The sequence below is a fragment of the Geomicrobium sp. JCM 19038 genome (genome assembly GCF_000698125.1).
Taxonomy (GTDB): Bacteria; Bacillota; Bacilli; order Bacillales; family Marinococcaceae; genus Geomicrobium_A.
The window spans coordinates 122,886-135,920 of record NZ_BAXA01000005.1; the positions used below are offsets into that span (position 1 = coordinate 122,886).

General features: G+C 37.4%; 12 protein-coding genes and 1 pseudogene. 10 read left to right on the forward strand and 3 right to left on the reverse strand.

Annotation, left to right across the window (positions count from 1 at the left end):
- The first annotated feature begins 429 nt into the window (after positions 1 to 429).
- Together JCM19038_RS08290 and JCM19038_RS08295 are read left to right on the forward strand one after the other, a co-directional pair.
- On the forward strand, positions 430 to 1,062 hold the full coding sequence (locus JCM19038_RS08290) for a hypothetical protein (protein ID WP_052361290.1): 633 nt from the start codon (positions 430 to 432) through the stop codon (positions 1,060 to 1,062).
- Positions 1,063 to 1,115: 53 nt separating this feature from the next.
- Positions 1,116 to 1,406 carry a hypothetical protein gene (locus JCM19038_RS08295; RefSeq protein ID WP_238554334.1) on the forward strand — a complete coding sequence of 97 codons (291 nt, stop codon included), beginning with the start codon at positions 1,116 to 1,118 and terminating at the stop codon, positions 1,404 to 1,406.
- A gap of 260 nt (positions 1,407 to 1,666) precedes the next feature.
- Here the strand turns inward: JCM19038_RS08295 and JCM19038_RS08300 are convergent, their stop codons facing one another.
- Positions 1,667 to 2,239 carry a TetR/AcrR family transcriptional regulator gene (locus tag JCM19038_RS08300; RefSeq protein WP_042416611.1) on the reverse strand — a complete coding sequence of 191 codons (573 nt, stop codon included), beginning with the start codon at positions 2,237 to 2,239 and terminating at the stop codon, positions 1,667 to 1,669.
- A 164-nt stretch (positions 2,240 to 2,403) separates the two neighbouring features.
- Here JCM19038_RS08300 and JCM19038_RS08305 point away from each other — a divergent pair, with 164 nt between their 5' ends.
- The 3 genes and pseudogenes from JCM19038_RS08305 to JCM19038_RS08315 all read left to right on the forward strand — a co-directional run bounded on the left by JCM19038_RS08305 (position 2,404) and on the right by JCM19038_RS08315 (position 6,274).
- A complete protein-coding gene (locus tag JCM19038_RS08305) occupies positions 2,404 to 3,396 on the forward strand; it encodes a zinc-binding dehydrogenase (protein WP_042416614.1) in 993 nt (330 codons plus the stop codon).
- Positions 3,396 to 4,073, forward strand: coding sequence for an SDR family oxidoreductase (locus JCM19038_RS08310; RefSeq protein WP_193745085.1), 678 nt, complete (start codon positions 3,396 to 3,398; stop codon positions 4,071 to 4,073). The genes JCM19038_RS08305 and JCM19038_RS08310 overlap by 1 nt, the downstream gene beginning before the upstream one ends.
- A 1,718-nt stretch (positions 4,074 to 5,791) precedes the next feature.
- Positions 5,792 to 6,274 (forward strand): annotated as a pseudogene (locus JCM19038_RS08315) (AAA family ATPase).
- 25 nt (positions 6,275 to 6,299) lie between these two features.
- On the opposite strand, the gene JCM19038_RS08320 reads toward JCM19038_RS08315, so the two are convergent.
- Positions 6,300 to 7,043, reverse strand: a complete 744-nt coding sequence (locus JCM19038_RS08320; RefSeq protein ID WP_042416618.1) for an XRE family transcriptional regulator — start codon at positions 7,041 to 7,043, stop codon at positions 6,300 to 6,302.
- A gap of 311 nt (positions 7,044 to 7,354) precedes the next feature.
- On the opposite strand from JCM19038_RS08320, the gene JCM19038_RS08325 reads away from it, so the two are divergent.
- The 3 genes from JCM19038_RS08325 (at position 7,355) to JCM19038_RS08335 (ending at position 9,607) form a co-directional block, all read left to right on the forward strand.
- On the forward strand, positions 7,355 to 7,609 hold the full coding sequence (locus JCM19038_RS08325; protein WP_042416620.1) for a helix-turn-helix transcriptional regulator: 255 nt from the start codon (positions 7,355 to 7,357) through the stop codon (positions 7,607 to 7,609).
- A gap of 20 nt (positions 7,610 to 7,629) precedes the next feature.
- On the forward strand, positions 7,630 to 8,775 hold the full coding sequence (locus JCM19038_RS08330) for a lipopolysaccharide assembly protein LapB (protein ID WP_152549373.1): 1,146 nt from the start codon (positions 7,630 to 7,632) through the stop codon (positions 8,773 to 8,775).
- Positions 8,776 to 9,139: 364 nt separating this feature from the next.
- Positions 9,140 to 9,607, forward strand: a complete 468-nt coding sequence (locus tag JCM19038_RS08335) for a hypothetical protein (protein ID WP_042416626.1) — start codon at positions 9,140 to 9,142, stop codon at positions 9,605 to 9,607.
- 52 nt (positions 9,608 to 9,659) lie between these two features.
- On the opposite strand, the gene JCM19038_RS08340 is transcribed toward JCM19038_RS08335, so the two are convergent.
- Entirely contained in the window at positions 9,660 to 9,944 is a 285-nt protein-coding gene (locus tag JCM19038_RS08340) for a DUF5316 family protein (RefSeq protein WP_042416629.1), read from the reverse strand.
- A 159-nt stretch (positions 9,945 to 10,103) separates the two neighbouring features.
- On the opposite strand from JCM19038_RS08340, the gene JCM19038_RS08345 reads away from it, so the two are divergent.
- Positions 10,104 to 11,516: a sigma-54-dependent Fis family transcriptional regulator gene (locus tag JCM19038_RS08345; RefSeq protein ID WP_238554335.1), complete on the forward strand. Its 1,413-nt coding sequence runs from the start codon at positions 10,104 to 10,106 to the stop codon at positions 11,514 to 11,516.
- Between the two features lie 145 nt (positions 11,517 to 11,661).
- Positions 11,662 to 12,981: a GntP family permease gene (locus JCM19038_RS08350; protein WP_152549383.1), complete on the forward strand. Its 1,320-nt coding sequence runs from the start codon at positions 11,662 to 11,664 to the stop codon at positions 12,979 to 12,981.
- The last annotated feature ends 54 nt before the right edge of the window (positions 12,982 to 13,035 follow it).

Sequence of the window (13,035 nt, forward strand, 5' to 3'; positions counted from 1 at the left end):
ATCGTAATTAGTGTCGTTTCCATTTTATTGCGCCTATCAGAAGATAAGGGAGATAAAAAGCATAATAGGTAAAGATCTTTGAATAGTCAAATAGTACCCAACCCTGTAAAGTCAACTCGTTTGAGTAATTGGCAATCAACTTGAGGAGAAATCGATCTACGTCGGTCGATCCTTCTAGTAATTGATTAGTAGACCATTACATGTTATCTCTTATGAAATTCGTCTTAATACCAAGTTTTAATGAAAGAATTTTAAGTTATTTTCTTGAAATCTATAACTCGTAAAGTAACTGTCATAGCCTGTTTCAAGCCGTTTTTTTACAAACTTTGTAATAGATATTAATAAATTTGTAAATTGAAAATAACCAAATAATTCTAGTAATATCGGCACCAGTAAATTAATTACAAAATCTAGGAAAGGGATGATTGGATGAAAAGCATTAAGAAACAAGTCTCAGTGGGGGTAACTGCATCGTTAGCTTTACTACTGGGGTTAAGCCCTGTTACTCATCAAGCTCAAGCCTATAATGAGTTTGAAGAGATTGACACGAGTGAGGTAGAGTTAACGCCAGAAGAAGAAGCCTTAGCCGATGAAATGTATGAACAATACCTAGCAATTGAGGCAGTTGTAGAAAATCTTGATGACGAGCAGGAAGAAATTTTCCTTAATGCCTTATTAGATCCTGAGTTTGATTCATCACAATTTGATGGTGATGTTCTCATTGCAGAGAGTAAAAAAGACGTAGACACTTTGGATGAAATGTTCACTTCTCTTGGGACTTCAGTGGAATTTTCAGAAGATACGGAATCAGTTAGTATAAATAGTAACGGAGATCTTGTTGGTGTCGATGCTGACGGTATTGAAACGATGTCCTTCTGGGGCGGCGTTTGGGATGCGACTAAGTGTACAGCAGCGATTGCAGCAGTCTTTGTTCCTGGTGCTCAAGCGTACAGAGCGATCCGCGCACTTGGTGGTGTTCGTGAAACCGTTCGTTTACTCGCAGGTGCTTCTACAAGAGGTGACTGGTTAAATATCGGTGGATGGCAGCCGCTGAAGTACTAGGCATTGCTGGCGTTGAAGCTTATTGCTTTGATGGCTAAAAAAGGAGGGTTTAAATGAGTACGGATACAGCTTCCAAAACCAAACAAGGTGTATTAGGACCAACAAGCCATGCGTTTATGTCGGTGCTAGTATATGGAATGTTATTTGTAGCTTTAATGGTGGCTACAGGTGGATCGATTACTTTAGACAACCTACTTTTACCGATTGTTGGAATTTATGCGGTCGTGGGTATCACTGAATACCTTACCATGAAGCGAGTAGACAAGGCTCCGCAATGGCTCGTCATCGGTTCATTCGGTGTCGGAATTACAATGGCCGTGTTAATGATGGCAATTACTTTGTAAAAACAAGACATACTTTATCTTCAGAAGTAACAAATGTGAGCAAATTAATTGGAAGCAAACGATAACCTTAATGGGTTTTTGTTTGCTTCTTTTTTGGTGAAATACTTTTTTTATTGATTTGATACCGGTGAAATGACTTAGGAAATTCAACACCTACAGGTTTTATATTAAATAGAAAGCAAATTTGGACCATAGTAAAACAGATTAAATATAATGGACAAACATAATAAATTAATTTTTTTATTTCTTTAGAAGTTAAATTATTTAAATAACCTTAAATAGCTCACCATCTGTTCAGCCATGTAATCAGCATCAACAGTATAACCTTCTTTAATCCAGAAATTAATTCTTCCCACTAATGCAGCTGCTTGAGTGTAGCAATATAAGCTTCTATCTGTGTGGTTTTTGTAATGGTGTACAAAATGAAGGTCATCTAACAATAGATCTTTTAAAGCGAAACAAAGTTTCTCCTGAAAGCTTGGAAATTTATTTACATTAAAAAGAAGATTAAACATACTTTTATTCTGTTCAATGTATCTAAAAATCATTTTGGATGCTGAAGGAGAAAATTTTATAGAATTTGGTACTTTACCATTGTGAAAAGAGGGTTGTATTACGTCTATAAAACCTTGTATGGCGTCATCAATAATGTCTTCTATTAAACCTTTCTGATCAGAATAATGTGCATAAAACGTAGTTCGATTATAGTTAGCTAAATCAGTAACTTCTTGAATAGTTATATCCTTAGCCTCATGTTTTTCAATTAATTCTATAAATGCTAAACGAATATCCCTCTTAGTTCTTTCTACTCGCCGATCAGTCTTATTATTCATTTTAGAAGTTCTCCTTCCATAAATTCAAACACGACATACTTTTTTGTTGTCTAAGCGACATTATTAACAGTTTTGTTGATTGTTTATTTTTTAAACTTAATATAATTAATCCATATCAATCATGCTAGACGACATGTGTTGATTATATTTGAGGAGGTTATAGAGTGAAAGCATTAATTATCAAAGAGCCTAAATCAATTAAAGGTTTACAAATTGTTGATAAAAACATACCGGAACCTCTAGAAGGCGAAATTCGAGTAAAAGTTTTAACTGCTGGGCTTAATCCCTCTGATTATCAATATGCTTTGTATAACGAAAAAGCAAATGAAGAAAAGGTATTAGGAATAGATGTGTGTGGAATTGTCGATAAAGTGGGGCAGGGTGTAACTAATTTAAAGGTTGGAGATCGTGTTTATTATTTGAGAAGTTTAAATAATACGCATGGAGGATTTGCTGAGTATGCTATTACACCTGCTAATATAGCTAGCCTTCTTCCAGAAAATATAGATGATAGCGTTGCGGGTGTGACTCCAGGAGCTGGATTTACAGCATATCAGGCAATCATACAAAAGCTTCGACCAATTTCAGGTAAAACAATTCTCATACATGGTGGAGCGGGTGGCGTAGGAAGTTTTGCTATTCAACTCGCTAAAATGTCAGGGTTGAAAATAATCTCGTCTTGCCTTAGTAAAGATAAGGAATACGTTCGCTCATTAGGTGCAGATAAGGTTATAGATTTTACATCTGAGGACGTTCATAAAGTGGTATGGAATTATACAAATCAACGTGGTGTTGATTACATTTTAAATACAGTTGGTCCTGATATAGCCACGAAAGACCTTAATATACTGGCATTAGATGCAGAAATAGCAGTTACGGCAGGGTTTCCTCACTTTAATCATTTGAATTTTTATGAAAAAGGAATTTCAATTCATGAACTTGCGACAGGTTTGTCGCTGACATCAGGAGATCGATTAGCTGAAGATAACATTAAAAAAATAGGTGAAGAGTTAGGTAGATTAATAGCTGATCAAAAAATCAAGCCACCAAAAATAACAAGAATTACATTAGAAGAAGTACCCTTATATTTAGAGAAGATGAAAAATGGAGAAATCACTGGAAAAGTAGTCACTGAATTCGTAAGGAGGTTAATATGATGAATTTAACAGGTTTAGTTGCAGTAATAACGGGGGCAGGAACAGGAGTTGGTAAAGCAACATCGGAACTGTTGGCTTCACAAGGAGCAACAGTTTATTTAGTAGGAAGAAGGAAGTATAAGCTTGAAGAGGTTACAAAAAATATAAATGAAACAGGTGGTAAAGCTTATGCGTTTCAAGCAGATATAACTAATATTGATGAGATTAATCAACTAAAAAGGTTTATATTAGTTAAAGAAAACCGAGTGGATATTCTAATTAATAATGCAGGAATAGGTGGTAAACCTACATCAGTATATGAACATTCTGTTGATGATTGGCGTTATTCAATTGAACTGAATCTTAATAGTGCCTTTTATATGACAAATGCTTTCTTACCTATTTTGAGAAAACAGAAAAGCGGTTACGTAATCTCTCTAACCTCTATGATGGTTAATCTTAATTATGAGGGTTTTTCAGCATATTCAGCCGCTAAATCAGGTCTAGAAATTCTCATGAAAACTTTACAAGAAGAAGAAAGACAAAATGGAATTTATGTTAGTATTGTTGACCCAGGAAATGTAAAATCTGAACAAAATCAAGACGGAAAAGAAAGACCGGAACGTATTGCGGAGTTAATTTATGATTGCATACAATTCCCAGACGAAAAAAATGCAAATATTATTAGATTGTATTAAATGAAATTTCAAATAGGCTTTTACCTTGTAGAATAGTTAACTAAAAGGGGAACAAAGAAAATCCATAATGGATTTTCTTTGTTCCCCTTTTTAATTAAATGCTTTATATAGAGAACGTACGATCCCGTAAGAAGTGGCACCTATGATTTATTTGGTTGATATGCACAAGTTTTACGCTAGCATTAAAATTGAGCATACTAAATACGATTACTAATCTCTAGTCGTTGCAGGTGAATCAGAACGAGCAGCGGTGTCATTCTAGCTGCATGTCTGATCGCAAAGACCATTGGTGTCGAAACCGATGAAGTGCTTTGGAAAGCTCAACAAAAGTGTCCTCATGTAGTTGTCGTCAAATGAAACCACTAAACAGATTCAAGATCGTATTAATCAGCTAATTGGAATTATAGTGAGAGTAGGGTATAGAAAATACAAAATTCTTGCGAATCTTGTTTATGATTTACGTGCAAAAAAAGTTCTAAATCGCAGATTCCATTTGAAACATTACCATTTACATCGCGACCCCGCACATTTTTCAATAGGAAAATATGCGGGGTCAGTAATCGTATGCAAGTTCATTTAAATAATATGTGCATTCGTACAATTAGTCATCTCATAGACGCGGAATTATCTAATCTAAAGCCACTATGGGGAGTGAATGGCATTGCAGGTGGCTACTATAATAGGACAGCGTCGATTTACAAGCAAATTGCCTTAGAAGACTATACAAACGATGGATTAGAAATAGTTCTGTATTATTGGTGTTCTAGTTTCAGCTAATACATTTATTAATCACAAATTATAACAATAATTACTACAAAGATTATTTCATTAGTTAAAGCATAAATTAAAACATAGATTGGTAAAATATAAAACGCTTGAATCCATTGTTATATTAGGGATTCAGAGGATATCTAGTTATAAAAAATAGGATTGTCTATGATTAAAAGCTCTTTAGGATGATTTTTCGCATCAATATGGAGCTTTTTTTCTATATTGTTTTTACTATTGAATGTTTGTTTATGATTAAAAGATTCTTGTCTATGTAATATACTTAGTTGTGTATGAACTATTATTAATGGTTATGAAAAAAATCTGTATGTGGATAAAAAAATTAGTAAAAAGCTGATAAACCTTCGTATAAGACATCAATTCTAATATAAAATAATCATATCTATGATTTTTTTATTAATGTGTATAAGAAAATTGAATAAAAGATGTTTTGCGTTGTTATTAATCCGTAGTTATACACCGTTAATTAGACTACGAATACACTTGGTCATAAATAAAATCTATAGATCATTCACAGACAACTATGTACTGTTATTGAGTACTTCCGTTTGAACACGACAAATAAGCCCACGAACCGTAGGCAAACAATCAGTATTTAGTTAATCATTTTTTAAGAAGCAAGTGATTGAGTATGCAATATGCGAATCTGAGTACGAATATAGCCACCAGGCTGAGATTGACCGCTAAGCCTATGATTAGTACACTGAGTAGATTCACTGTTGATCCTACAGACCCAATGAAAGATGGCTTCTTAATTAAATAACTACGATGAATTCAATACCTTATAAGTCAACAAACCCACGAACATTCGCTTGTTCGCGGGTTTGTTTTCGTAGACGTTTACATAGAAATGAAAGGTGAATCATCACAAGTAAAAGAAAGTATGGATTCGTGTAGAGGAGGAGAAAGCGATCAAGTCGACATTAATCATGTTACGGGGAAATTCAGCGAGTGGGAAAAGTACGATTGCAACGAGTCTCCAACAACACTTAGGTAAAGGGACGTTGGTCGTGTCGCAAGATGCTGTGCGTCGTGACATGTTAAACGTTAGTGATGTAGAAGGGAACCTATCCATTGAGTTAATCAAACGAATTGCAGAATACGGAAATGGGAAATGTGAAGTCGTCATCGTTGAAGGGATTATGTACACGTACCGATACAAGCAAATGTTAGAAGATTTAATCGCATCTTTTGAAGAAAATGCGTACAGTTTTTATTTTGACTTGTCGTTTGAAGAGACCGTAAGGCGCCACCGTTCCCGCCCAAAGAAGAATGATTTTTGAGAAGATTCATTACGGAGATGGTGGAATGCTCAAGATTGTCTGGACGAACAAACGGACATTCGAATTACAGACGAGATGTCAGAGGATGAAATTCTAGCGTTAATTTTGGGAATGGTTCAAGGGGGTTAGTATCAGTCAATACTGTTTTGAAATGTTAGAGTTCATCCATGGTGACGCAATAGGAAATGACTTTTCCGATAATCATGATTTCACTTTCAGCTTCTTTTAGAACCTCAATTGTTTCGTAATTTGTACGGTTTGTATCTGGTTGAAACAAATGTTTCTGTTCATCAGTACAAAATCGTCTTAAACTAATTTCTTTCTTAACATTAACAATGACAATGTCGCCATGATTGAGGTCTTTGAAATTAGCTCGTTTACATATAATAATTGCACCATTAGGGATGATGTTGTTCATGCTGTCACTATGTAAGTTCATCGCCAATAGTTCATCCTTTGATGTGGTTTTGTTAAGGAGCTGTTTAGGGATCGTGATGTGTTGTAAATCTTGGTCTATTATATCAGTGAGTATTGATAACGCCCCAGCAGCAATACTCTCATAAAAGGGAAGCTGTACGCAGTTGTAGGGGGTATCCTTTTCCGCAATAAGCTGATTTTGATTATGGCCACGATAATCATCTGATTTCTTTGGAACTTGTTGAACGGTAAGAGGATCGAATTCTTCATTTTGAATGAGAGTTTTATCTTTATATTCAGAGAAGAATTCATAGATTGGTACATTAAATTTCTCACTTATCTCGGTAATTTTGTTCATTCTAGGAGTATTTACGCCTCGTTCCCAAGCAGATACGGTAGTTGGTGCGACGTGTAGTTTACTAGCAAAGGCTTTTAAAGACATCTTGTGATCTTTTCTAGTTTTCTTTATAACATCTTTCATTAACAGTAATACCTCCTAAACAAATTAATGATGAGAGTAATAGGTATAATGCAATAATAATATTAATTATAGTCGTTTGCATTGAAAGTGTACAGAAACCTGTACACTTTTTTGCTGCAACAAACTAAACCAAACTCACGTATGGAATATATTAAAGGTGTGTACTTCTGTGAACATTAAAACTGTAATTAAGTACAGGTTTTACAGTAAAAATGTATGAATTGTCATTTATTGTCCCGATTTTTCAGATTATTAGTTGTTTATGCATTTAAAATGTAATAGAATGGTCTCATTGAAGGGGGGAGGTTCTGTTGAGGTATACGATTGCTCAAGCGAGGAAGCTTAACGCGATCACGCAAAAAGAAATGGCAAAGAAGCTTGGTATGTCTGAAAAACAATATATAAACTATGAGAAATACCGAGTATTCTTCAGAGTGAATGATGCATATCGATTCTCAATTTTTGTACGCCTCCCTATTGATCAGATTATCTTTTATGATGCGAATAAGCATGTCACGTACAAAGCCAAAGACAAGCATAACAAAGGAGTTGAGGAAACAGAGTAAACCACATTTAGGTATTCGATGTGACGAAGAGAAAATACAAAGTAAGTGGTGGTATTGATATGAACTGTAACTATGAAACTGAAGCCCTTACTAAAATTGGAGAATGGTTTGTTTTTCTTTCAGATTATGAATTAAATAAAGCGCGCAAAAAGAAAGTAGAGATTGATAAATTAATTGTTATAGACACTGTCCCAAAGCAAATTCGAAGTTATTATGATCTGGTTAACTTCAAACATCAACTGTTAACAGAAGAAATCACGTTTCGCACAAGTTTAAAACAGCCACAAACTCTACAAAATGACGTAGCTGAGTTAACCGATTGCACGTTAACGTATTTATATTTTTTTATGCAGGCAATTGTCTCTATTAATGAAGAAAATTATAGAAATGCGATGAAGTATTTACAACAAGCTGAGCGTGAGGTGTCGATTGTAAATCAATTTGAGCAAGCAGAGTTCCATTTCCGAAAAGGATATGTTCATTATCGATTAAGTGAAAATTCTGACGCGCTAGTACATTTACATCGTTCTTATCAGTTCGTTAAGTCGTCTGAAGCTCATCTTAAATTGAAGGCAAATCTATGTATTTTAAAAGCTGGGATTTATTCTGAATCTGGAGATTATGAATACGCAACTGTTAGTTCAGACTTGGCCATTATTCATGCAGTAAACGAACCGCTTACAAAAGCCATGGCATATAGAAGTAAAGCGAACAATGAATATCGATTTGGTCAGTATGAGGCGGCAGCAGCGCTATATGAGCGGTCGTTAACAACAACAAATCAATGCCAATTAAGCGTTGGGATCAAGTCTTCATTTAATCTTGCGCTTTGCTGGCTAAAACTAGGTGACTATGAAAAGGGTAAAGCGTTATTAGAAGAAGTGGAGAGATGTCTACAACATTATCCTGAGGGTCTTACAGAGTATGTCGCACGCTCTCGTATTGCTAGAGAGTTGTATATTTCTCATGAACCTAATATTGATAGAGTAGCATCGGCAATCAATTTATTGAGGGAGAAGCGCTTGACCTTTGAAATGAAAGAAGTGATTAAGGAACTCTCAGACTATTATAAGGAGAGAGGAGAGAAAAATTTGGAAGAAGATGGTTTGCAGTTTCGTACATCACATGATCAAAAAAGTTTAAGTTTGGAGGTGAAAGGTATATGAAAAAGTGGATCTGTTCCGTATTTCTAGTGGCAACCTTGTTTTTAGGGGTAACCGCTCCAACGAGCACGACTTTCACTATCAGTATTGAAGAGGTAAAACCCAGTGATAAAAATGATGTTACTTGATGAACCTGATTCAGCGAGGTAAATAAGTTTTGAAATAGTGTAAATCGATGGTCAAACGAAAGGGTTTGTTGTGTTATTTAATGATTACGTAAAGTGTAATTTGCCCATCCATGGTAAGGATGAGGTCAACAGTTCACTCATACTTGTGTGGAAAATAAAATTCTGCTTGAAATTCCTCAATATCGGGTATTGCTCTAGAAGAAGTAGAAGCTGTGATTGAATTGAGGTGCGGGAAGGCCATGGATGCGAAAGAAAGCATTAAACGAGAGTTAAATAAGTATTATCGTCGAAGGATCGCTCTGATGCAGGCGATTGATTTGATTGACCGGTATTGCAATGAGTTGGAAGAAGAGCTTAGCTACTTCTTAGAGTTCGCGGATGATGACCTTTATTTCAACCAAGATCGAGACATTGGTAGTTGGAACGTTGAAATTCCAGTTAAACGATCGATTTCAATTCAGTTAAGAATTGAAGACCATGAGGAGCCGTTGAATGCGAAGTACATTGATGTCATTGTGACGGTTGATGAAAATCGGATTTTCAAAGATGTGCTGTATTATAATCCAGATCACAGTGAAGATCGCTACATTTCTGAGACGACTGGTGAAGAGATTTGTAATGATCTACTGAACAAGTACTTCAAGATTCTTCAAAATGAACAGACGGCTAGACAGATCTTGGATCGTTTCAGTGATAAAGAGTTATAGAGTGTAGTGTGAAAAGGTCACGATTTTTGTGACCTTTTTTGACGTTCCTTTGTTATACGTAGAGGTATAAACCGACAAATACAGCGATTAAATGGGGGAAAGTGAATAGAAAAAGGGACGTTGCCCAGGAGGATTTCGTGTTACGGGTTGATTGATCTTCTTTAAAGTGTACCGGATCGTTTCTCCACTGGAACGTTCCTAATAACAAGCCAGAAACGAGTAGACCGCCGACGCCTATGATTGCCGTAATCATAAGAAAGAGTTCTTGACTTGCAACGAGCCATGAAGTAAGAAAAGCAACGAGAAGTAAAAGAAAACCGAGCAAGAAGGATTTCATCGTTCTACCATTCCTTTCCACTTACTCTTGATATTCCCGATGAAGGGGTAGGCTTAAACGAGTTAAAATGAAAAGACGTAGAAGAACCGTTGCAGCCCGTGATTTTACGGTAGCCGTATAACACAGAAGCTGATTATAATGAGTGAGGGAGGGAACGCGATGAAGATTACGACCAATGGCTGGGTGCACCAGCTGATGCGGAAGCTCGGTATGAAAAACGAACAATTACAAAAAGAATTGTCCCTATACCAAACGGCATTAGAGCATTCCTATGAAGGCATTATCGTCGTCGATCGGGACGGTTATATCATTTCAATTAATGAGACGTATGCGTCTTTTATAAATAAAGTTCCAGGTGATGTGCGTGGCAAGCACGTAACAGAAGTGATTGAGAATACGAGAATGCACATCGTTGCCAAAACAGGGTATCCAGAAGTTGCCAACGTGCAAGAAATTAATGGTCATCAGATGATTGCGAACCGAATTCCAATTGTGTTAGATGGAGAAGTCGTCGCGGTTGTCGGTAAGATTATGTTTCAAGATCTTGATGATTTGTTTAAGATGAATTCACAATTTCAAGAACTCATCAAGCAATCGTCCTTATTCAATCCTCCTCATGAGCAATTAAAAGCAAAGTATGCGTTCCAGCAAATTGCAGGGCAAGATGACAAAATCGTCAAAACGAGAAAAATGGCGAAGAAAGCAGCTAAAACAGATACGACGATTTTAATTGAAGGGGAAAGCGGTACGGGTAAAGAGTTATTTGCCCATGCGATTCATCGTGAGAGTAAAAGGGCAAACGGTCCGTTCGTACGGCTTCATTGTGCAGCAATTCCAGAATCGTTGTTCGAATCGGAGTTGTTCGGGTATAAAGAAGGCTCGTTTACCGGAGCGAAGCAAAGTGGCAAAGTAGGGAAAATTGCGTTAGCACATCGAGGCACATTATTTCTTGATGAGGTGAGTGAAATGCCACTTGCGATGCAAGTCAAGTTACTGCGTGTGTTGCAAGAAAAAGAAATTGAGCCAATCGGAGGCGTGGCGCCAGAAGCGGTTGATGTTCGTGTTATTGCGGCTACGAACCGTCCTCTTGAAGCACTCGTCAAAAAAGGGAGTTTCCGAGCGGACTTATACTATCGTCTCTATGTGATGCCACTTCGCATTCCGCCTTTGCGTGAACGTCTTGAAGATTTCGGAACACTTGCTCATTCTCTGTTAAGAGAATTAGAACGAGAGATGGGAATAGATGTTGCTGGGCTGACAACGCAAGCGGAAGAGAAGCTTAAGAAACACGCGTGGCCTGGGAATATCCGAGAACTACGGAACGTGCTTGAGCGAGCAATGATTAGAAAGGAAGATGAATGGATTGAGTCTTTAGATGTGGACTTCTCGCTCATGATGGATGAGTCGACTGCGAGCGATGAGACGCTTCAAGAGACGATTGAACGCATAGAATGTGAACGGATTAAGGAAGCTTTGAAACATGAAGATGGCGATGCACAGCGTGCAGCGAAACGATTAGGAATTGGAAAATCTAGTTTCTATGCAAAGCGTTCCAAATATAACATTCCGTAAATTTGGAGCGCTTTCCGGATTAAAGGAAGGGAAAACGAATCGTATACGTGAAAACCTTGCTAAATCGACCTCTAAATATTGGCACACTTCTTGCAACATAAATATGTAATCGCTTACAAATGAAGTTTTAGGAGGGTTTAAGGTGATTTTTAGCTTAATCGGTTTAATTGGGGGATTAACGCTGCTCATCGTGCTTACGATGCGTGGCTGGAATTTATTAATTTCAACGCCATTGTGTGCATTGTTCATGGCTGTCTTAAATGGTATTCCGCTGTTCCCACAATTGGTAGCAGAAGGGGATCCGAACCTTGTAGGAAACTACATGACTGGATTTTCGAACTTTGTTGGTCAGTGGTTTTTAATGTTCTTACTCGGCTCAATGTTTGGAAAAGTAATGGAAGATGCCAGAGCGGCGGACAGTGTTTCGAAGTTTGTTGTCGACAAGCTTGGCGTAAAGTATGCCATAGCGGCGATTGTCGCAGCCTGTGCGATCTTAACGTACGGTGGCGTAAGCTTGTTTGTTGTAGGATTCTCAGTCTTTCCTTTAGCACTTAGCTTGTTCCGTCAAGCGAACTTGCCGAGACGATTTATTCCGGCAACGCTTGCATTTGGTTCTGTAACGTTTACGATGACGTCTGCAGGGTCTCCAGAAATTCAAAACTGGATTCCAATGCCGTTTCTCGGTACGTCACCGTATGCAGGTTGGGAAGTAAGTTTGATTGTTGCAATCTTTATGATTTTCTTTGGGTATTACTTACTTAAATGGATGATCAATCGTGCGGTGAAAAAGGGTGAGGCGTTTGATGAGCGCCCGGGTGATCCTGAACCGACAAATGAAGATTTACCAAATCCATTTTTATCAGCCATTCCATTAGTAGTCGTGCTCGTCATTTCATTCTTGTTCCACGACACATTAGAGCATTCAGCATTAATTATCGCGTTGGCGAGTGGTATTTTTGCTACGTGGATATTAAACCGTAAATACTTAACCGATGTATGGGGTTCTGCTTCGAAAGGAACAATCGGTGCACTTCTAGCGATTACAAATACGGCAGCCGTTGTTGGTTTCGGTGCCGTAGCACAAGCAACTCCAGCATTCTCGGCAGCTGTTGATATTGTAACGGGTTATGAAGGCAGTCCATTAGTTGGTGCAGCGGTGGCTGTAGGTATTATCGCTGGTTTAACCGGATCTTCTTCGGGTGGTCAACAAATTGCATTGCCGCTTATTGCTCCTCATTACTTGGATGCAGGAGTCAATCCTGAAGCACTTCACCGTGTTGTTGCGATTTCGTCAGGTGCACTTGATACACTTCCTCACGGTGGATACGTTGTAACGACAATTCGAGCGATATGTGGTGAATCTCATCGTGTTGCTTATGGTCCACTTGCGATGGTAACGGTACTTGTTCCAGTAATCGGTGTTATTTTAGCGATCATCTTATTCTCACTTGGACTAGGAATCTAAGAAATATTGAACGAAAGAGGCGTGACAATTATGACAGAATTACAAGGCGCGTAG

What these genes read in the sequence shown, in the direction of transcription:
- JCM19038_RS08290 (WP_052361290.1), top strand. Translation starts at nt 430, where the DNA reads ATGAAAAGCATTAAGAAACAAGTCTCAGTGGGGGTAACTGCATCGTTA.
- JCM19038_RS08295 (WP_238554334.1), top strand. Translation starts at nt 1,116, where the DNA reads ATGAGTACGGATACAGCTTCCAAAACCAAACAAGGTGTATTAGGACCA.
- JCM19038_RS08300 (WP_042416611.1), bottom strand. Translation starts at nt 2,239, where the DNA reads ATGAATAATAAGACTGATCGGCGAGTAGAAAGAACTAAGAGGGATATT.
- JCM19038_RS08310 (WP_193745085.1), top strand. Translation starts at nt 3,396, where the DNA reads ATGAATTTAACAGGTTTAGTTGCAGTAATAACGGGGGCAGGAACAGGA.
- JCM19038_RS08320 (WP_042416618.1), bottom strand. Translation starts at nt 7,043, where the DNA reads ATGAAAGATGTTATAAAGAAAACTAGAAAAGATCACAAGATGTCTTTA.
- JCM19038_RS08335 (WP_042416626.1), top strand. Translation starts at nt 9,140, where the DNA reads ATGGATGCGAAAGAAAGCATTAAACGAGAGTTAAATAAGTATTATCGT.
- JCM19038_RS08340 (WP_042416629.1), bottom strand. Translation starts at nt 9,944, where the DNA reads ATGAAATCCTTCTTGCTCGGTTTTCTTTTACTTCTCGTTGCTTTTCTT.
- JCM19038_RS08345 (WP_238554335.1), top strand. Translation starts at nt 10,104, where the DNA reads ATGAAGATTACGACCAATGGCTGGGTGCACCAGCTGATGCGGAAGCTC.